This window comes from Streptomyces sp. NBC_01216 (genome assembly GCF_035994945.1).
Taxonomy (GTDB): domain Bacteria; phylum Actinomycetota; class Actinomycetes; order Streptomycetales; family Streptomycetaceae; genus Streptomyces.
The window spans coordinates 608,203-625,628 of record NZ_CP108677.1; the positions used below are offsets into that span (position 1 = coordinate 608,203).

Below are 17,426 nucleotides of genomic sequence, written 5' to 3' on the forward strand. Positions count from 1 at the left end.
TCGTTGTAGGTATGAGTCCCCTCGCGCTGTCCGTCCTCCTGTCACTGGTCTCGGCGGTCGCCTACGCGTCCGCCGCCATCGTGCAGGAGCGGGTCGCGGCCTCCGGCACGAACCGCACCTACGCACCGCTGCGCAGCCCGGCCTGGTGGGGGTCCGTGCTGCTCAACGGCCTCGGTGCGGCGCTGCACGTGGCGGCGCTCGCCTACGGCCCGCTCAGCCTGGTCCAGCCGCTCGGCGCGCTCACCATCGTCTTCGCGCTGCCGCTGGCGGCACTCTTCGTCGGCCGCCGCGCGGGCCGCACCGCCTGGCGGGGCGCGATCACGGCCACGGTGGGCCTGGCAGGGCTGCTCAGTCTCACCGGGAACGGCACCTCCCAGGCGCTGGGCGGGGCCGAGCGATGGCTGCTCGCCGCCGGCACGGCGGGAGTGGTGACCGCGCTGTTCACCGTCGCGCACCTGGTGGGGCGTCCGGTGCTGCGCAGCGTGGTCCTGGCGGGCGCGGCGGGTGTGTCGTTCGGAATCGCCTCGGTCTTCACGAAGACCGTCGCGGTGGAGTGGACGGCGAGCGAACCGTTCGCCCAGTGGCCGAGTCTGCTGGTGCTCTCGGCGCTGGCCGCCACCGGCCTGCTGCTCTCGCAGGCCTCGTACCGGGGCGCGGGGCTGGCCGCGCCGCTGGCCACGCTCACGGTCGTGAACCCGGTGGTCGCGGCGGCGGTGGGTCTGACCCTGTTCGGGGAGAGCTTCCGCTACGGAACGGCCGGTTCCGTAGCGGCGCTGATCTGCGGGGCCGTGGCGGCGGGCGGGCTGGTCCAGCTCACGGCCGACCGCCTGACGACCCCGCGGGAGATCCGGTCACCGGCACCGGCGCCGGACAGGCGATCAGATGGAGACGCCGCGGGCCCTGAGGTAGGCGAGGGGGTCGATGTCCGTGCCGTATCCGGGCCCCGTCCGCATCTCGAAGTGGAGATGCGGACCCGAGCTGTTGCCGGTCGACCCTGAACGGGCGATGCGCTGGCCGCCGCCGACCCGCTGCCCCTCGCGCACGGACAGCGCGGAGAGGTGTGCGTACTGGCTGTAACGGCCGTCGTGGTGCCGGATGACGATCTGGTACCCGTACGCACCGCCCCACCCGGCGGAGACCACCGTGCCGCCCGAGACGGCCTTGACGGAGGTGCCGGTGGGGACGGGGAAGTCGACGCCGGTGTGGTAGCCGCTGGCCCAGGAGGAGCCGGCGGTGCGGTAGCGGGTGCCGATGGACGCGGAGACGGGAGCGCTGAACCCCTCGCCACGCGGAGCGGCGGCGGGCTTCGGAGCCGTCTTCGCGGCGGAGGTCGCGGCCGGCTTCGGAGCGGGCTTCGCGGCCGGGCGGGCGGCGGGCGTGGTGTCCGCGGGCTTCTTCGGGGCGGGCTTCGCCGCGGCCGGCGCCTCGTCGGCCGGCTTGGTGGTCGACTTGGGAACGGGCTTGGTGACGGGTTTGGCGGTGGGCTTCGTCGCGGGCTTGGCTGCGGGCCTGGCGGGTGCGGTCATCCTCAGGGTGAGCTTCTGACCCGGGTGGATGAGGTCGGGGTCGCTGCCCACGACGGTGCGATTGGCCTCGTACAGGCGTTGCCAGCCGCCCTTCACCCGTTCCTCGTGGGCGATCCGCGAGAGCGAGTCGCCGGGGGTGACGGTGTACGACTCGCGGACGGTCGGGACGGTGGTCGGTGTGGCCGCTGGGGTCTTTCGCCCGTCGGCGACGCGCTGCCCGGGTAAGGAGGCGGCGCGGACGCCGGAAGCGTCCTGTCCCGCCGACAGCCCTGCCCGCGGCGCGCACGCCGGCCAGGCATCGGGCCCCTGCCCCTTGAGGACCTTCTCGGCGACGGCGATCTGCTGGTCCCTGGAGGCGAGGTCGGCACGCGGCGCGTAGTGCGTTCCGCCGTAGCGTTCCCAGGTCGCCTGGCTGAACTGGAGGCCGCCGAAGTAGCCGTTCCCCGTGTTGATCCGCCAGTTCGACGAGGATTCGCAGGCCGCGACCTTCTCCCAAACATCGAGCGAGGCCGCCTGCGCCCCGCCCGCCCCCATGAGGGGCAACGCGATTCCGGCACCGCCCGCGGTGACGGTGAGCGAGGCTCTGTTGATACGGCTCGGCTGCTGTCGGCGGTGTCGTCCGCGTGCGGCCATGGGTCCCCCTCGAACGCTTCGGCAGTCGCCCAAGGTAAGGGACAGTCACAGGCCGTGACAAGGGGCACCGGGAAATCTCCCCCTCGTGTATGTAGATCAGACAACCTTCAGGGACCGGCCGGGCCCGGCTGGGGCTGAGGCTCGGGTTCCGGTACAGGGGTGGGTCGGGGAGGTTCCGGTACGGGGCTCGGCGGCGGCACCGGCGCCGGCTCGGGGCTCGGCACCGGTCCGGGTACGGGCGGGGGCACCGGGGCCGGCGGCGGCACCGGAGACGGGGGCACCGGGTCGGGGTACGGGTGGGTCATGGCGCACCTCTCGGTCGACTGGTCCGTTCTGCACCAGGTTCTCCCGCTGCGCGTGCCCTCGCCCGCCGGATCCATTCGTCCGTGGCGGCGAGGAGCCGTCACCAGAGTGCGGGCGTGCCCTTCAACTGGAGCCTGGCGGCCCGGACCACCTCGGCGGGCGGCACGGGGGCCTCCGCCGGATGCTTCCCGGCCCACTTCGCGGCGTACGGGCACAGCGGCACGACCGGTACACCCTCACGGGCGGCGACGGAATAGAACTCCCGGACGAGGGTGCCGGCGATGCCCTTGCCCTCGCGCCCGGCCTCGACGACCGTATGGACGGCCACCAAGGCGTGTGGTTCCGCCGCCAGCACGAAGTAGACGATGCCCCCGGCGTACTCGTCGCCCTCGAACGCCTCCAGGCGCCCCTCGCGCCGGTCGTCACGCATCACCGGATCCACCATGCCCGTGACCCCGTCCCGCCTCAGAAGCCCGCCGGTACGGCCTGCGGGCTGCGCCGCTGCCCGCTCCCCGGTACGGGCGCGGAGGCGTCCGTACCAAGGTCCACTATCCGGTTGTCCGCGTCGACGTGCACCACACGCGGCACCAGGGCACGCGCCTCGGCGTCCTCGACCTGCGCGTAGCTGATGAGGATGACCAGGTCACCGGGATGCACCAGGTGGGCGGCGGCCCCGTTGATCCCGATCACGCCGGAACCGCGCTCGCCCTCGATGACATAGGTCTCGAGCCGGGCGCCGTTGTCGATGTCGACGATGTGGACGAGCTCACCGGGCAGAAGATCGGCGGCCTCCATCAGCTCGCCGTCGATCGTGACGGAGCCGACGTAGTGGAGATCGGCCTGGGTCACGGTGGCACGGTGGATCTTGGACTTGAACATTGTACGCATCATCGAGGTACTCCTGGAGCTAGGCTCCCTGCCTGCGTTTTTGCAGGTCAAGGGCGGTTTCCCTACCTTACAACGAGTCGCATGTCCAGTCAGCTTTCACTGGGTTCTTGAGGACTGATGCTGACCAATCGCCGACTCCCCTGACGGACCATCAGTCATATCGAAGATCATCCACAGGCAACCGGCCGCCGGACGCCGCGTCCGCCTCGCCGAGGCGAGGTCAGCCTACGCAACCACCGACCAGGACGCGATCAGGGCCACCCAAACAGTAAGCCGTCGACTCCTGTGCGCGAGGCGACGCATCCTTCACGACCCTGCTCGCGTCGGCTGTGTGCTCTCCCCGGGGTGGGCGGTTGGCTTGGATACGCCTGCTGACGAGCCGCGTTGTCCCGTCGTGCCCCTGGTGGGGGGTCTGTGGTGTTGGCTGTACGGGCGGGCACGGGCCGTGTGCCGTCGGGTCGCCGGCCGCGCTGACCGCCCCGGGCCCGTCCCTTCCGGGAAGGCCCGCGATCGCCCCGGAAGGGCGACCCCGCACCCCGGGGTGCGGGGTGCGGGGTCGGGGTCGGGGTGTGAGGGTCACGGTCCCCGGGTGGGGTGGTCGGGAGGGTGCCGGGTCGGTGGGGGTGGCGGGTCGGCCGTTGCACGTGGCGGTGTATCGGCAGGGAAGGGCGGCCAGTACGGCCTGGGCCTGCGTGACGCCCTCGCTGTAGTCCCAGGGGGTCCGGGGCGTCCGCCACCGGGTCGTCCGCGTGTGTCCACTCGTGGTGGTTGATCTCTTGGCTGGGTGAGGGGTACAGCTCGAGGAGCAGGAGTTGTCCGGGGCGACGCTCACACGCACCGGGATGGTCTCCCACCGGGCAGTGGTCCTGGAGGAACTGCGCGGCCTGTGCTGCTTGATCGCCGGCCGCGAGCAGCCCGCGCACCTCCTGCTCGCGGATCCGGCCAGAGGCAGCGGCTACGAGGTCGTCGGCCGACGCGCCGCGCCGGTGCGCGGTGCGGATTTACTCCCGCAGGTCAGCACGGACCTGGTCGTACCCGCGGTGTTGCCAGGTAACTGCGGGCCAGGCGCGCGGGATCAGCAACGTGGGTGAGGGCGGCAGAGCCGTCCTGCGGCGCGGCCGGGTCGGCTGGGCACCGGCGGACCCGGACGTCCATGGTGCCCTCGCGGACGACGCGCGCCAGGTACTGCTCGTCGATCACGATGTCGAGCGCCTCGTCGAGATCCCGCTCGGCGCACTGTTGGGAGTGGGTCTGTCAATCGAACGGATGATCAGCGGACCGGGCGGACCGGTCGCTTGCCCCATCCAGCTCACCCGAGGAGCGACGACCGCCGGCGTGGATCAAGCTGTGCTCGACGGAGTCCCTCGCTCTGCACCTCGGACCGAGGGACATGTTCGAAGACATCGGCAACGCGTGAGCAGCCGGGGACTTCCTTGGACGTCGTTCCCACGGATTGGGGACGGCAGTCGGCCATCACGCCGCCCCGGGCAAGCCGTGATTCTGCATTGAGCCTTTTCCAAGCTGGTTTCGTTGACCGCGAGCTGGACAGTCCTGCGCAACGACGAAGCTCCTGGTAGACGGGTTCTCGACCAAGATCACCCGTGTCTGCCAGGAGCTTCGCGTGCTTGTCTATCCGTCTTCGATCGATCTGTCCAGCCGCACCTTGCGGTTCCTGACCGGGCGGCTGACCGCCAGACGGCAGGAGATCGGCACGCGGTGGCGGCGGCTTCCCGCCTTGCGACAGGCTCTGCTGGCCCTGGCCCACCTGCGGTGTGGTGACACCTATGCCCAACTCGCGGCCGGTTTCGGCATCGGGATCGCGACCGCCTTCCGCTACATACGCGAGGCCGTCGACATCCTGGCCGCTCTGGCCCCGTCCCTGGCCGAGGCGATGAGGACGATCCGGACGAAGGCGTTCGTCATCCTCGACGGCACTCTGCTGCCGATCGACCGCATCGCCGCTGACACCCCCTACTACTCGGGGAAGCACAAGCGCCATGGCATGAACGTCCAGGTCCTCACCGACCCGTTCGGACGGTTGCTCTGGGCCTCGCCGGCGCTGCCCGGATCGACTCACGACCTCACCGCCGCACGACAGCACGGCATCATCGAAGCCCTCACCGAAGCAGGACTCGAATGCTGGGCCGACAAGGCGTATCAAGGCGCCGGCGGACCCGTCCGGGTACCGTTTCGCGGCCGTCGCCTCAAGCGATGGAAGCACCGCCACAACACCACCCATGCCAAGATCCGCTGCCTCGGCGAGCAGGCCATGGCCACCCTCAAGGGCTGGCGCCTCCTGCGGAAGCTCCGCTGCAGCACCAACCGCATCACCGACGTGGTGAAGGCCGTCCTCGTCCTTCACCACGCATCAGCGTGAGGTTGGAAAACGCTCAGTGACCAGCGCATCCAGGAGTTCCAGCACGTCACCTGTCCCTGGTCCAGGCCGGTGAAGCCCTTGGCGAGTTGGAACGCCTCCTCGATCCGCCACCGGCGACAGATGATCTCCACGAGTGTCGGCAGGACCGTGCGGCCGGGGCCCGGCAGCGGAAGTAGGAAGGCTCGCCGGTGTAGCGGTGGCGGCGGGTGACGAGGACGCTGGTGCCCGCCTCCGGTCCTTCGGGGGCGTCGTCGGTGCGGATGTCCAGCCAGGCCCAGTCGTAGTACTCGCCTGTGCCCTTGGTGCCGTGGCCGGTGGTCAGGCGCATCCACTGCTAGAGCCGCACCTTGTCGAGCATCTTGCGCGCTTCCCACCGGCGACCGGAGCCCGCTGTGACCTGGCGCGCGCGTTGCCGGGACGCCGATTCCGTAGGCGAGGTTCAGCGCGCGGACGTCCCGGCATTCACGCCTGCGGTACACCTCGTCGGCGGCGAACCAGCGGGGCCGTATCCCCGCTGCGAGGGCCCTGGTGACCATCGCTACCGCCTGCTGCGGCTTGGTCGCGAACTCGCGCTCTTCGGGCACCCCGGCCACCGTGTGGCGTTCCTCGTCCGCCGCCCAGTCCGCGGGGAGGTACAGAGCCCGGTCGATGACCACACGGGTGGTAGCGGTGACGGCCGCGAGGTGGACGGCGATTGGCGCGTGGAGGACAGGTCGTTCTTCCGTCCGCGACTGGCGGTTCAGCCGTGCGCGACGACGGCGACCGGGGCGACGGCGTGATGCATGACCGCGTGAGCGACGGACCCGATGTGTACGCCCAGCGGATTGCGGCGACGGCGCCGCCCGACAACGACGAGGGAGGCGTCGCGGGAGAAGTCGACGAGGAGGTTCGCGGCGCTGCCGGGGCGGGAGACCTCGGCGACCTCGACGTCCGGGTACTTCTGCCGCCAGGGCCGCAGCGCCTCGGTGAGTGCGGTGGCCTCGGCTCGGGCGAACTCCTCGTGTGCCTCGAAGCCCGCGCCCATGGTGTAGACGGCGTAGGGCGACGTGTCCCAGCCGTGTACGACGGTCAGCGGGGCCTGTCGGCACCTGGCCTCCCTCAAGGCGAAGTCGAGCACGGTCTCGTCGGGACTGGAGGCGTCCAGGCCCAAGACCACGGGCCGGAACGCGGTGGCGACGGACGGGACGCCGGCGGAATCCCTGACGTGTTCGTCCGCGGCCTGCTCCCCGGCGCGTACGAGGACCACGGCCGTCTCGGTGCGGGCGACCACGCTCTGCCCGGTGGACCCCACCAGGAAGCCTCCGAGGCCGCTCAGGGCACGGGAGCCGAGGACCAGCAGTTCCGCGTCGCCCGCCGCCTCCAGGAGGCCGTCGGTCCGCGAGCCGGTCAACTGCTCGACGCCCACTTCGACATCCGGGTAGCGCAGCCGCAGGCCCTCGGCGGTCTCTCGCGGAATCCGCTCGGTCCAGTGCTGGTGGGTCTCTGCGCCGAGGAGCGGAGCCTGCGCCATGCGTGCGGGTACCGGTTGCCACACGTGAACCAGCTTCACCGCCAACCCCCGCAGGGCGGCCTCGCGGGCGGCCCAGTCCGCTGCGGCCCGGCTCTCCAGCGAGCCATCCAGTCCCACGATGATCGTACCGGGCATGTAGCCCACCTCCTGTGTCGGGGTACCTGCTATGACCTTGTCGTTCCGCGGCTTCCGGGGACAGGGGCCGATGGGCTCGGACGGGGGCCGACCGGCCCCATCGGCAGGTCGACTCCGGGGCGGGAGGACGACTCCCGTGAACACGGCCGCACTCGGCGTCCGCGTCCGGAGGTGGCCGTTCTTGGTGGCGATGACCGTGCCCTTCAGGCACAGTCCCGACATTTCACCGAACGGGCGATTGCCCTTCCGTGTGACGGGGCCGCCGTGGCCCGCGGGGTTCGGGCCCATCGGCCCGACGGGGCTCAAGAGCGGGGCGTCCGGTCGACCGCGCGTGTCCGAGACCGTCACGTCCTCACCGACGGGCAGGGGACATCCCACTCGAGGTGGAACGGCGGTCGAACCCGCAAGTGGCCGACCGGATCGCCCGTGATCACCTTCTCGGGCCCCGCGGCGCGGGTAGGTGCTGGGATCTCACGGGGTCGGTCTCCGTGCTGCGCGCCGATCGTGTCGTGTGTGTGCGGCCCGCCAGCCGTGTTCGGTCAGCAGCACGGTGAGGGCGGTGGCGAGGCAGATCGCCCACTGCGTCGGGCTGAGAGCGACGGTGTCGAAGTTTCCTTGGGCGACCGGCGCCTGTACGGCGACGACCTGGAGGGTGAGGACGGCGGCCAGACAGATCCACAGGGTGCGGTTGCGCAACTGATGACGTCCGAGGACGGGGCCGTCCTCGCTGCGCGCAGCGAGGGCGTTGCAGAGCTGGAAGAGGACGAACGTGGTGAAGGCCATGGTGGCGGCGGTCGCGGTGTCGGTGAGGTGGCGGACCCCACCACCAGCTCGGCCACGCGACCCCGACGACGAGACGCTCACCTGACGCTACCCCAAGCGGGCCGGGGAGAATCTGGAGTTCGGCTATCCGCTCCTGCGGCTGCTGGCCCTGGTCGAGTGCGGCACCCGCGCGCTCATAGCCGCCGCCTTCGGGCCGGAGTCCGAGGGCGAACTCCCCTATGCCAACGGCTTGTGACCGCACTGGACAAATGGAACGGATCAGTTTCACCGTCCTGCTGGCCGCCGCAACCGACACGGTCACCGCAGCCCACGGAATCTTCCCCGGCACCCTCATCGACCTGGTCGGCACGATCGGCCACGCCGCCCTGCGCGGCCTCCTGCCCGCCCACCGACGGCAACGAGTGAAGGCCCGCACCCGCAAGAACCCCACCAGCAAGTACGGCCCGAACGCCGGACAGCACCCCCGGAAGGCCCAGAACTACACCGTCCACACCACCGTCACATTCTTCGCCCACGGCCTCAACAGCCGCTCACGGCGCTAACGCAACGGTGTTGGCGTTGGCTTCGAGGTTGGTGAGGACGACCAGAGCCTCGGCGAGAGCCAGTTCGCTGCAGCGGTGAGCATGGGACGGACACGCCCCCAGGTCCGGCGCGCCCGGCGGCCGTCGAGTACGCCTGCCTCGGCCAGGGCGAACGCGCCGCTGCAGAAGGAGACCAGCCGGGCGCCCCGCCGGTGGGCGCGGCGTATGGCGTCCAGTACGGCGGGGTGACGGGGTCGGCTGACGTCCGGTCTGCTCGGGATGATCAGGGGTGTCGGCGGTGTCGGCGGTGTCGAGGCGCGCTGCCTCGGTGAGAGTGAAGAAGCGGTCGCGCATGACCGTGCGGTCGTGGGGCGTGCAGAGCGTGAAGGTGTAGAGGTCACGGCCGAGATCGGGCCGGGGCGGCCCGAAGAGTTCGGTGGCGCGGCCGAGTTCGAAGGGATTGGTGTCCTCTTCCACGATGACTGCCACCCGGTGTGGTTGGAGCCCGCAGGAAGCCTCTTGGAAGGATTCTTGCGTCATGCGCCACTTCTACCACTCACACCCGGTGATGCCGGTGGCAAAGGATGATGCCTGGTGAACGGCGGGGCCTCTTCGTCCATGGATGCCTGGCATGCCCCGGCCGTTCCAAACCGTGTGGGCTTTGATGAGAGGAGTATGGGCAATGCGCCTGTTTTCTTGGCGTACTTCCGCGATGAGAGTAACCGTGGCGGGTGCATGGGGGGACGCGAGGAGCGGAAGGGGCGCCGTGCCGTCGGGACGACGATGGCGAGTACGGCTGACCGCGCTCCTGGTCACCCTGCCGAGTGCGGTAGCGATGCCGCTGATCACGGCACAGCCGGCTGCCGCAGCGACTGGTAGTACGGTCTGCTCGCGGTCGCCGGACGGTGTCTTCCGCTGGGACGGTGGCACGTCCTGGACGCAGATCAGCGGGCCGGGAACAGCCGACCAGATCTACGGGGGTGGGGCGGGTCTTCTCCGGGCCGCTCCGGACGGCAGTGGTGTCTACCGCTATCAGGGTTCCGGGCAGAACTGGCAGCGGATCGGTACCACCGGTCCGGGCTCGCAGTGGGTGGTCACGGACAGTGCCGTCTTCGGGCGATCACCCGACGGTGTCTACCGTTGGAACGGTGGCACGTCCTGGACGCAGATCAGCGGGCCGGGAACAGCCGACCAGATCTACGGGGGTGGGGCGGGTCTTCTCCGGGCCGCTCCGGACGGCAGTGGTGTCTACCGCTATCAGGGTTCCGGGCAGAACTGGCAGCGGATCGGTACCACCGGTCCGGGCTCGCAGTGGGTGGTCACGGACAGTGCCGTCTTCGGGCGATCACCCGACGGTGTCTACCGTTGGAACGGTGGCACGTCCTGGACGCAGATCAGCGGGCCGGGAACAGCCGACCAGATCTACGGGGGTGGGGCGGGTCTTCTCCGGGCCGCTCCGGACGGCAGTGGTGTCTACCGCTATCAGGGTTCCGGGCAGAACTGGCAGCGGATCGGTACCACCGGTCCGGGCTCGCAGTGGGTGGTCACGGACAGTGCCGTCTTCGGGCGATCACCCGACGGTGTCTACCGTTGGAACGGTGGCACGTCCTGGACGCAGATCAGCGGGCCGGGAACAGCCGACCAGATCGCGCCCTGTGCCGCCGTCAACACAGCGGTAGGCTGGACCACTTACTCCGCCGACAGTGACCACGGCAAAGCCGCTCTCGAGATATGCGCGGGTTCCCAGGCGGTCTGCACCATGACCTACTCGCCCCGGAGCTATCGGACCTCTCCGGGGGAGGAACATCTTGTCGGAGACCGCGTCTTCAATTACACCTCGCAGACCGAGAATCACGCCCTGACCTGGTCGGACACCGTGGAGAGCTCGGACACGCTCGAGGTGAGCGCGTCCGCCAAGGCCACCATCTGGGGAGTGGCGGAAGTGGGAGTGAACACGACCTACAGTCACACCTGGGGCAGGTCAAGCACTGTGTCGGAGACCGAAAGTCTGCCAGTTCCAGGGTGCAGTGTGGGGTGGCTGGCCCGTGCTGCGGAACTTGGCACTGCCTCAGGAGACATCCACCTGCATTTCGCCAAGGGGACGCACCTGGATGGCCACCGGGACTTCATGATCACCAACGCTGTCTTCACGGCACCGACCGGAAGCGGTTCCATCGTCGCCCGTTCTCGACCCATGACCGCGTCTGAAAGCACCTCGTGCTCCTGAGGCTGTCCGGGGATCCGAAGTCCCAACCGGTTCCGTACCACCCAGGTCCGGGGTTGAAGCGATGTGATGCGGTACCCGCGGTTCGCTCGCCAGGCAGCGTTGGGATGGCCGTCACCCCGGCGACGGCACCGGACCGACCTTCCGTCCTCCCGTCGTAACGTGATGCCGCCGACGAAGTCGGCGGCATCTTCGCGGTTCGTGCCCGCAGCGGTCCGACGGCCCGTACGATCCGCTGCTTGCCGGATCCCGAGCCGCTGGAACGGATCACCACGCGACGTGCGGAACTGGACGACCTCGAAGCACAGCTGGTCGAGCAGCTGGCCAGGGTTCGATCCGCGCGGGACGAACTCGCCGTCGCTGAGAGAGTCCTCGAGCGAGTGAGCGAAGAGATAGCAGGCGAGCATGCCTCAACCTTCCCGGCGTCCGGCCAGGTGGCCGGGCGGCCTTGCCGAGCCAGGAGACGGCGACGCGTTGTCCGACGACGAGGTGGGTCACACCGTCACCCAACTCCTCGACCAGGCCGACGCCCTCGTGCCCGGGGACGAACGGCAGGGTGGGCTTGACAGGCCAGTCGCCGTGCGCCGCATGGATGTCGGTATGGCAGAGACCGGATGCCTCGACGGCCACGAGCACCTGCCCCGGACCGGGCTCCGGATCGGGCCTCTCCTCGATGACCAGGGGCCTGCCGAACTCCCGGACGACCGCTGCCTTCATGGTGCCCGCTCCTTCCGTGTACTTCTTCGGTGGGCCGCGTCAGTCGTGCGCGACGACGGCGACGGCGGTGGTGCGTGGGCGACAGCGCCGATGCGCCCCGTTTCGGGGCCACGAGAAAGGCCACGGGGCAGGGGCCTGTGGTCCCGGAATGGGGCCGACAGTCCCTGTCGGCAGGCGGGTGGGGCGGGAACCTGTGGTGGGCCCGCCCGACCTGCCGTGTTCAGCGCAGCCACGCGTGGTCGCGCACGATCGGGAGCCGCGCCCACAGTCGGCCCAGACCCAGCGCGTCACCGGCCGACACCGCGGCCAGCGCGACCAACACCACCGCGTACACCAGGTGGTAGTCGGCGAACGGGTTCGTCGACATGCTCGCCGACCCGTCCGACAGGTGCTTCGCCGGCGGCCACTCCGCCACCCACATCAACGCCATCATCACCGTCCCCGCGAAAGCGGCCGGGCGCAGCGCCACCCCGGCCGTCAGCGCCAGCCCGATCCCGAGCAGGCCCATCATGAACAGCCAGTCCGCCCAGGTCGCCCCGGCCCACGAGTGGAACGTCGATTCCATAGGGCCCACCGCGACGTGCCCGAGGAAGCCCTTCGTGGGCGAACCACCTTCGACCCAGCCCTTTCCGGACGCGGTGGCGTAACCGAGGCCGAACGTCTTGTCGAGGAATGCCCACAGGAAGACGAACCCCATCAGCACACGGGCCGAGGCGAACACGTAGGCCCGGACGGTGAGCGTGCCGGCCTCCGCCGACCCGGCCGCCCCCGGCGCGGAATCGGCGTGGTTTCGGCGGAACGGCGGCAGGTGGAAACCCGAACTACGGTGCGTGGGCTGGTGCACGGCCATGACGGTGACCCCTTCGGAGAAGATCCGGTCGGTTCCTGACGCCACTCACTCTCCCGGCCCGCACCACCCCGCACCCGATGCCGAAGGTCCGCACCTCGGGGCCTCAACAGCCCCAATCCACAGGGACCTTCGGCCACCATCGGACGAAAAAGGCCGACCGGTGCCGGGCGGTGCCCGCACGGCCCCTTACGCGCACGTCGGCGGGGACCAAGGCCGGGAAGGGTTCACCCACCAGCCCAGCCGGCCTCGGACGCGGGCGGGAAGGAGTCCGATGAGCTCGTCAACCCTCGACGCCCCGGCCCTGGAACGGCTGGTCGCGACGGCTGTGGCCGCACCGTCCCTGCCCGACACTCAGCCCTGGCGCTTCCGGGTCGATACCGACACCCGCACCGTACGCATTCCTGTCCGCGCCTTCGAGACGCGCCCGACGCTCGCGCTGCTGTCCACGGCACACGACCGGCGGACGGACCGGCTGCGGACCGGCCAGGCCCTCGAACGCGTACCTCTGCCGGCCCCCCGCGTGCGAGCGCAGATGGTCATCCGGGTCGGGCACGGCCCCGAAGCACCGGCCTCGCCGCGCCGTCCGATGGAGAAGGCGATGGACGGCGACGTGTGATCACGTGCCGCCCAGGTGAGCGTCCGGCCTCGTTCGGCGGGGGCCTCAAGGACCGTCAAGGTGCCGCTCGCCCGCCGACGACGTGCGTCAGCGGGCGGACCGGCCGCTCTCTGTCGTGTCCGGGCATTGAGTCAGCGGCGCGTACCACACCAGCCGTGTCCCCTTTCCGCCGGGGCTTACCAACTCCATACCGCCGCCGAGCTTCTGCGCTCGCTCGGCCATGTTGGTCAGACCGCTCCGGCGGCCTCCGTCCGGGACGCCGACGCCGTTGTCCGTGACCGTCAGGCGGACCTGCTTGCCGTCCGTCTCCAGCACGACGTCGGTGCGGTCGGCGCGGGCGTGCCGGGCGACGTTGCTCAGGGACTCGGTGAGGACGGCCATGACGTGGTCGGCGGTCTGGCCGGGCACGTGCGTGTCGAGCAGGCCCTCCATGCGCACGCTGGGAGCGAAGCCCAGGAGCGGAGCGGCTTCGCCGATCGCGCGCACCGCGCGGGAACGCAGGCCGGGCGCCGCGTGGTCGTCGCGGGAGCGCAGACCGAAGATCGTCGACCTGATGATCTTGATGGTCACGTCGAGGTCGTCCACCGCCCGCTGGATCCGCTCGGAGGCCATCGAGTCCTGGACGCGGCGACCGGCGCTCTGCAGGGTCATGCCGGTGGCGAAAAGCCGTTGGATGGCGAGGTCATGCAGGTCGCGTGCGATGCGGTCGCGGTCCTCCAGCAGGGCGATCTGTTCGGCGTCCTCGCGTCGTTCCGCCAGCTCCATCGCGACGGCGGCCTGCGCGGCGAAGACCTGGAGTGGCTCGGTCTCCTTCTCGGAGAACTCCCGGCCGCCCGACTGCCTGACCAGCAGCACCACACCGCGGGCCTCGCCGCCCGTGCCGATCGGCACGGCGACGGCCGGTCCGAGCCCCTCGAAACGTGGCGGACCGACTGAAACCCGGGAGTCGCGTGAGACGTCCGGGCTGCTGGCAGGCGTTCGTTGGACGAACGCCTGCCCCATGAGCGTGCCCTCCGTGGGAAGTACGATCCCGCGCCATACGTCGGCCTCGTGGCCGATGGCGAGTTCGACCGCGAGGTTGTCGGTTCCGCTCACCGGCATGGCCACCACGCTCAGGGCGGACGCGGTGATCTCCCTGGCCCGTTCGGCGATCAGCGGCAGCACCCCGCCCTGGTCCGCGCCGGACATCAGCGCGTGGGTGATCTCGGCGTTCACCTGAAGCCAGCGCTCGCGCAGCCGGGACTCCTCGTAGAGGCGGGCGTTGTCGATGGCCACGCCGGCCGCCACGGCCAGCGTGGCCAGCACCGACTCGTCTTCCTCGTCGAACTGCTGCCCGCCGCGCTTCTCCGTCAAGTACAGGTTGCCGAAGATGCGGTCGCGCACTCGGATCGGAACTCCGAGGAACGTGTTCATCGGCGGGTGGTGGGCCGGAAACCCGTAGGACATGGGGTGATCGGAGAGCTTGGTCAGGCGCAATGTCTCGGGGTGGCGGATCAGCTCGCCCAGGATGCCGTGGCCCTCCGGGTAAGGGCCGATGCGCGCGATCTGCTCCGCGTCGACGCCCACCGTGTGGAAGGCGGAGAGCCGCTTGCCGTCCGGGCCGATCACCCCGAGCGCCGCGTACTCGGCGTCCACCAGCGCCGCCGCGGCCTCCACGATGCTGCGCAGCGCCTGCTCCAGGTCCAGCTCGCGGCCGACCGACAGCACGGCCTCCAGGAGACTGTGCACCCGGTCCCGGGTACCGCGCGCCGCGTCCAGCCGGGCCTGCAGTTCCTCCAGCAGTTCGTCCAGCCGCAGCTGCGGCAGTCGTACCCGTGCCTCGCGGGCCTCCTCGGCGTTCCCCACCATGCTCCTCCAACGCCTCACCGCCCGCCGGCAGCCCTTACCGTGCGCCTGCCACGGTAACGGCTCGAACAGGGAGACGACAGGAGATCAGGGCGCCGCGGGGTCGACTGGCCGGAATCGTCAGCTCCGGGGTGGTCGAGCCGCGAGGTACGAGGTGAGGTCGAGCAGGCGGTTCGTGTACCCCCACTCGTTGTCGTACCAGCCGAAGACCTTGACCAGGTCGCCGTGCGTCCGGGAGAGGGGGTCCACACGCCGGCGGGCCAGGCGGAGGATGGCCTGGGCGTGGGTCTTGCCGCGTGCGCGCCCCTCAGATCCCGTCGGGCGACCTTCGATCAACAGATATATGCGGATCGGTGCATGCAATTCCAAGGGGATGCGGGCTGTGCGGGGGTGGGATGCGAGGACCTTTGGTCCCCTGGGGGACCGGCTGCGGGGCCGACCGGCGGGCCGATCCCGCTACCGGCCTGCGGAGCGCATCCGGTCCCGTGCCTGGGTGGCGATGACGGCGGCCTGGATACGGCGTTCCACGCCGAGCTTGGCGAGCAGCCGGGAGATGTGGTTCTTGACCGTCTTCTCGGCCAGGTAGAGCCGCTGGCCGATCTGCCGGTTGGTCAGCCCCTCGCCGATCAGTTCCAGGATCTCGCGTTCCCGGCCGGTGAGACCCGGCAGCATCTCCGGCTCCTCGGCCGGCTGCTGTCCTCCGCCCCGCAGCCGTGCCATCAGCTTGGTCGTGGCGCTGGCGTCCAGCAGCGACTGGCCACGGGCCACCGTGCGCACGGCCGAGACCAGGTCCGAGCCCTGGATCTGCTTCAGGACGTATCCGGCCGCACCCGCCATGATCGAGTCCAGCAACGCCTCCTCGTCGTCGAAGGAGGTCAGCATCAGGCAGGCCAGGTCCGGCATCTTCGACCGCAGCTCGCGGCAGACGGTCACGCCGTCTCCGTCGGGCAGACGCACGTCGAGGACGGCGACATCGGGGCGCAGGGCGGGGACCCGTACCAACGCCTGTTCCACCGTCGCCGCTTCTCCGACCACGGTGATGTCCGGTTCGTCGTCCAGCAGGTCGTGCACCCCGCGTCGTACCACTTCGTGGTCGTCCAGGAGGAAAACCCTGATCGGGCTTCCCGTGCTGTCGCCCTGCTCGCTGTGCGCCATCGAATGCTCCTCGCAATGCCTCGGCCTGTGTCGGAATCCTTTCTTCACAGGATGGCCGAGGTCCAGGGCCGATCGGCCCCGATTGCGCGGTGTCAGCGCGCCATGAGACCACGCTCGCGGAACTGGCCCCGTACCCGGTCCACCAGTGTCGTTTCGGGGACAGGGGCATCGCCCAGGGGAAAGGGGGACGGTCGTACCCGGGCACGGCCGTCGCGGCGCCGATGTCCCTTCGCGCTCTGCGGGCAGCCACTGACCGGCCGGCTCGGCTGGCCGGGCACAGGCCGGCTGGTGCGCGGTGTCAGTCGTGCGGGACGACGGCTACGGGACATCCGGCGTGGTGCAGTGCGGCGTTCGTGACCGGCCCCGCGTAGACACCGACCTGGTGATCGATGCCGCGGCGGCCCACCACCAGGAGGCCCGCGTCCTGGGCGGCCCGCACCAGGACGGCCGCGGCGCGTCCCTCGATGACCGCCTCGGTCACCGGGACGGTCGGGTACTTCTCCCGCCAGGGGCGCAGCACCGCCGTCACGGTGCGCTCCTCGTCCCCCGGCGCGTCGTCCCGTGGCCACGGGACGGGAGGCGGGCCCTCCGGGGCCGCGGACACCAGGGGCACGGACGGAACGGCGGGCCGGAAAGCGGTCCGGAAGGCGTGGACCACTCGCAGGCCGGTGCCACGCCGGCGGGCGGCGTCGAAGGCGAACTCGATCAGTTCGTCGCAGGGACGGTCCGTCCGCAGCCCGAGCACCACCTGGCGGTAGGGCGTTTCCGGTATTTCCTCCGGGGCGACGCCGTCCGTGGCCGGCAGGTGGTCGTCGGCGGCGGAACGTCCCGCGCGGACCAGTACGACCGGGCGGGCGGACCGGCCGACGACGCGCTGGGACACGGAGCCCGTGAGGAAACCGCCCAGGGCTCCGAGGCCAGGGGAACCGAGGACCAGCAGGTCGGCGTCGGCCGCGGTCCTGAGCAGGCCGGCCACCGTGGCGTCGCGGACGAGTCGGTCGGTGATCCGTAGTCCCGGGTGGGCGGCACGGACGCTGCGTACGGCCTCGCGCAGGAGCTGCTCGGCCCAGTCGCGCTCGGTGTCGTCCACGGGGACGTGCGGCGCGGGGTGGGGAGGGCGGTGCCAGACGTGGATCACGCTGAGTCCGGTTCCTCGCCGCTGAGCCTCCTGGGCCGCCCAGTGCGCGGCGGCGAGTCCTTCGGTCGATCCGTCGATCCCCACCACGATGTCACGCGGCATGACGTGTCCTCCCTGGTCGTTGCATTCCGATGATCTCGAGCCTCGTCCCGGCCGTGCTGATGGTCCACGGGCCGTACAGTCCCGGCAGGGCGCCGATGGTCCC

14 protein-coding genes and 4 pseudogenes are annotated in these 17,426 nt (G+C 70.6%); 5 read left to right on the plus strand and 13 right to left on the minus strand.

Features of this window, described 5'->3' with window-relative positions:
- The first annotated feature begins 11 nt into the window (after window positions 1–11).
- A complete protein-coding gene (locus tag OG393_RS02655) occupies window positions 12–998 on the plus strand; it encodes a DMT family transporter (RefSeq protein ID WP_327372902.1) in 987 nt (328 codons plus the stop codon).
- Here the strand turns inward: OG393_RS02655 and OG393_RS02660 are convergent.
- The 3 genes from OG393_RS02660 to panD form a co-directional block, all read right to left on the minus strand.
- Window positions 879–2,159, minus strand: coding sequence for a transglycosylase family protein (locus OG393_RS02660; RefSeq protein ID WP_327372903.1), 1,281 nt, complete (start codon window positions 2,157–2,159; stop codon window positions 879–881). The two genes, OG393_RS02655 and OG393_RS02660, sit on opposite strands and share 120 nt — an antisense overlap.
- Before the next feature lie 403 nt (window positions 2,160–2,562).
- A complete protein-coding gene (locus OG393_RS02665) occupies window positions 2,563–2,907 on the minus strand; it encodes a GNAT family N-acetyltransferase (RefSeq protein WP_442817249.1) in 345 nt (114 codons plus the stop codon).
- Window positions 2,908–2,927: 20 nt separating this feature from the next.
- Window positions 2,928–3,353, minus strand: coding sequence for an aspartate 1-decarboxylase (panD, locus tag OG393_RS02670; protein WP_327372905.1), 426 nt, complete (start codon window positions 3,351–3,353; stop codon window positions 2,928–2,930).
- 1,618 nt (window positions 3,354–4,971) lie between these two features.
- Here panD and OG393_RS02675 point away from each other — a divergent pair.
- Window positions 4,972–5,727 (plus strand): transposase family protein, encoded by a 756-nt coding sequence (locus tag OG393_RS02675; RefSeq protein ID WP_327372906.1) that lies wholly within the window; start codon window positions 4,972–4,974, stop codon window positions 5,725–5,727.
- Window positions 5,728–5,741: 14 nt separating this feature from the next.
- On the opposite strand, the pseudogene OG393_RS35395 reads toward OG393_RS02675, so the two are convergent.
- From OG393_RS35395 to OG393_RS02690, 3 genes and pseudogenes are all read right to left on the minus strand, one after another.
- Window positions 5,742–6,422 (minus strand): annotated as a pseudogene (locus OG393_RS35395) (IS701 family transposase); the annotation flags it as partial.
- A gap of 44 nt (window positions 6,423–6,466) precedes the next feature.
- A complete protein-coding gene (locus OG393_RS02685) occupies window positions 6,467–7,372 on the minus strand; it encodes a universal stress protein (protein WP_327372908.1) in 906 nt (301 codons plus the stop codon).
- 471 nt (window positions 7,373–7,843) lie between these two features.
- The gene (locus OG393_RS02690) at window positions 7,844–8,236 is read right to left on the minus strand and encodes a cation-translocating P-type ATPase C-terminal domain-containing protein (RefSeq protein ID WP_327372909.1); all 393 of its coding nucleotides are present in this window, start codon (window positions 8,234–8,236) and stop codon (window positions 7,844–7,846) included.
- Between the two features lie 167 nt (window positions 8,237–8,403).
- Between OG393_RS02690 and OG393_RS02695 the strand changes: the two genes are divergently transcribed.
- The gene (locus OG393_RS02695; protein WP_327372910.1) at window positions 8,404–8,697 is read left to right on the plus strand and encodes a hypothetical protein; all 294 of its coding nucleotides are present in this window, start codon (window positions 8,404–8,406) and stop codon (window positions 8,695–8,697) included.
- 98 nt (window positions 8,698–8,795) lie between these two features.
- Here the strand turns inward: OG393_RS02695 and OG393_RS02700 are convergent.
- Window positions 8,796–9,216: pseudogene (locus OG393_RS02700) on the minus strand (AraC family transcriptional regulator); the annotation flags it as partial.
- 226 nt (window positions 9,217–9,442) lie between these two features.
- On the opposite strand from OG393_RS02700, the gene OG393_RS02705 reads away from it, so the two are divergent.
- Window positions 9,443–10,903 (plus strand): hypothetical protein, encoded by a 1,461-nt coding sequence (locus tag OG393_RS02705; RefSeq protein ID WP_327372911.1) that lies wholly within the window; start codon window positions 9,443–9,445, stop codon window positions 10,901–10,903.
- A gap of 441 nt (window positions 10,904–11,344) precedes the next feature.
- On the opposite strand, the pseudogene OG393_RS02710 reads toward OG393_RS02705, so the two are convergent.
- Window positions 11,345–11,617 (minus strand): annotated as a pseudogene (locus OG393_RS02710) (alcohol dehydrogenase catalytic domain-containing protein); the annotation flags it as partial.
- A gap of 220 nt (window positions 11,618–11,837) precedes the next feature.
- On the minus strand, window positions 11,838–12,467 hold the full coding sequence (locus OG393_RS02715; RefSeq protein ID WP_327378287.1) for a hypothetical protein: 630 nt from the start codon (window positions 12,465–12,467) through the stop codon (window positions 11,838–11,840).
- 271 nt (window positions 12,468–12,738) lie between these two features.
- Between OG393_RS02715 and OG393_RS02720 the strand changes: the two genes are divergently transcribed.
- The gene (locus OG393_RS02720; protein ID WP_327372912.1) at window positions 12,739–13,083 is read left to right on the plus strand and encodes a hypothetical protein; all 345 of its coding nucleotides are present in this window, start codon (window positions 12,739–12,741) and stop codon (window positions 13,081–13,083) included.
- Between the two features lie 87 nt (window positions 13,084–13,170).
- On the opposite strand, the gene OG393_RS02725 is transcribed toward OG393_RS02720, so the two are convergent.
- The 4 genes and pseudogenes from OG393_RS02725 to OG393_RS02740 all read right to left on the minus strand — a co-directional run bounded on the left by OG393_RS02725 (window position 13,171) and on the right by OG393_RS02740 (window position 17,323).
- The gene (locus OG393_RS02725) at window positions 13,171–14,928 is read right to left on the minus strand and encodes a sensor histidine kinase (RefSeq protein WP_327378288.1); all 1,758 of its coding nucleotides are present in this window, start codon (window positions 14,926–14,928) and stop codon (window positions 13,171–13,173) included.
- Between the two features lie 120 nt (window positions 14,929–15,048).
- A pseudogene (locus OG393_RS02730) lies at window positions 15,049–15,174 on the minus strand (type I glyceraldehyde-3-phosphate dehydrogenase); the annotation flags it as partial.
- 210 nt (window positions 15,175–15,384) lie between these two features.
- Window positions 15,385–16,083: a response regulator transcription factor gene (locus OG393_RS02735; protein WP_327372913.1), complete on the minus strand. Its 699-nt coding sequence runs from the start codon at window positions 16,081–16,083 to the stop codon at window positions 15,385–15,387.
- Window positions 16,084–16,381: 298 nt separating this feature from the next.
- Window positions 16,382–17,323: a universal stress protein gene (locus tag OG393_RS02740; protein WP_327372914.1), complete on the minus strand. Its 942-nt coding sequence runs from the start codon at window positions 17,321–17,323 to the stop codon at window positions 16,382–16,384.
- Window positions 17,324–17,426: the final 103 nt, after the last annotated feature.

Excerpts from the sequence above, each read along its gene's own strand:
- OG393_RS02660 (WP_327372903.1), bottom strand. The coding sequence starts at position 2,159 with ATGGCCGCACGCGGACGACACCGCCGACAGCAGCCGAGCCGTATCAAC.
- OG393_RS02665 (WP_442817249.1), bottom strand. The coding sequence starts at position 2,907 with ATGGTGGATCCGGTGATGCGTGACGACCGGCGCGAGGGGCGCCTGGAG.
- OG393_RS02695 (WP_327372910.1), top strand. The coding sequence starts at position 8,404 with ATGGAACGGATCAGTTTCACCGTCCTGCTGGCCGCCGCAACCGACACG.
- OG393_RS02715 (WP_327378287.1), bottom strand. The coding sequence starts at position 12,467 with ATGGCCGTGCACCAGCCCACGCACCGTAGTTCGGGTTTCCACCTGCCG.
- OG393_RS02735 (WP_327372913.1), bottom strand. The coding sequence starts at position 16,083 with ATGGCGCACAGCGAGCAGGGCGACAGCACGGGAAGCCCGATCAGGGTT.
- OG393_RS02720 (WP_327372912.1), top strand. The coding sequence starts at position 12,739 with ATGAGCTCGTCAACCCTCGACGCCCCGGCCCTGGAACGGCTGGTCGCG.
- OG393_RS02655 (WP_327372902.1), top strand. The coding sequence starts at position 12 with ATGAGTCCCCTCGCGCTGTCCGTCCTCCTGTCACTGGTCTCGGCGGTC.
- OG393_RS02685 (WP_327372908.1), bottom strand. The coding sequence starts at position 7,372 with ATGCCCGGTACGATCATCGTGGGACTGGATGGCTCGCTGGAGAGCCGG.
- OG393_RS02740 (WP_327372914.1), bottom strand. The coding sequence starts at position 17,323 with ATGCCGCGTGACATCGTGGTGGGGATCGACGGATCGACCGAAGGACTC.
- panD (WP_327372905.1), bottom strand. The coding sequence starts at position 3,353 with ATGATGCGTACAATGTTCAAGTCCAAGATCCACCGTGCCACCGTGACC.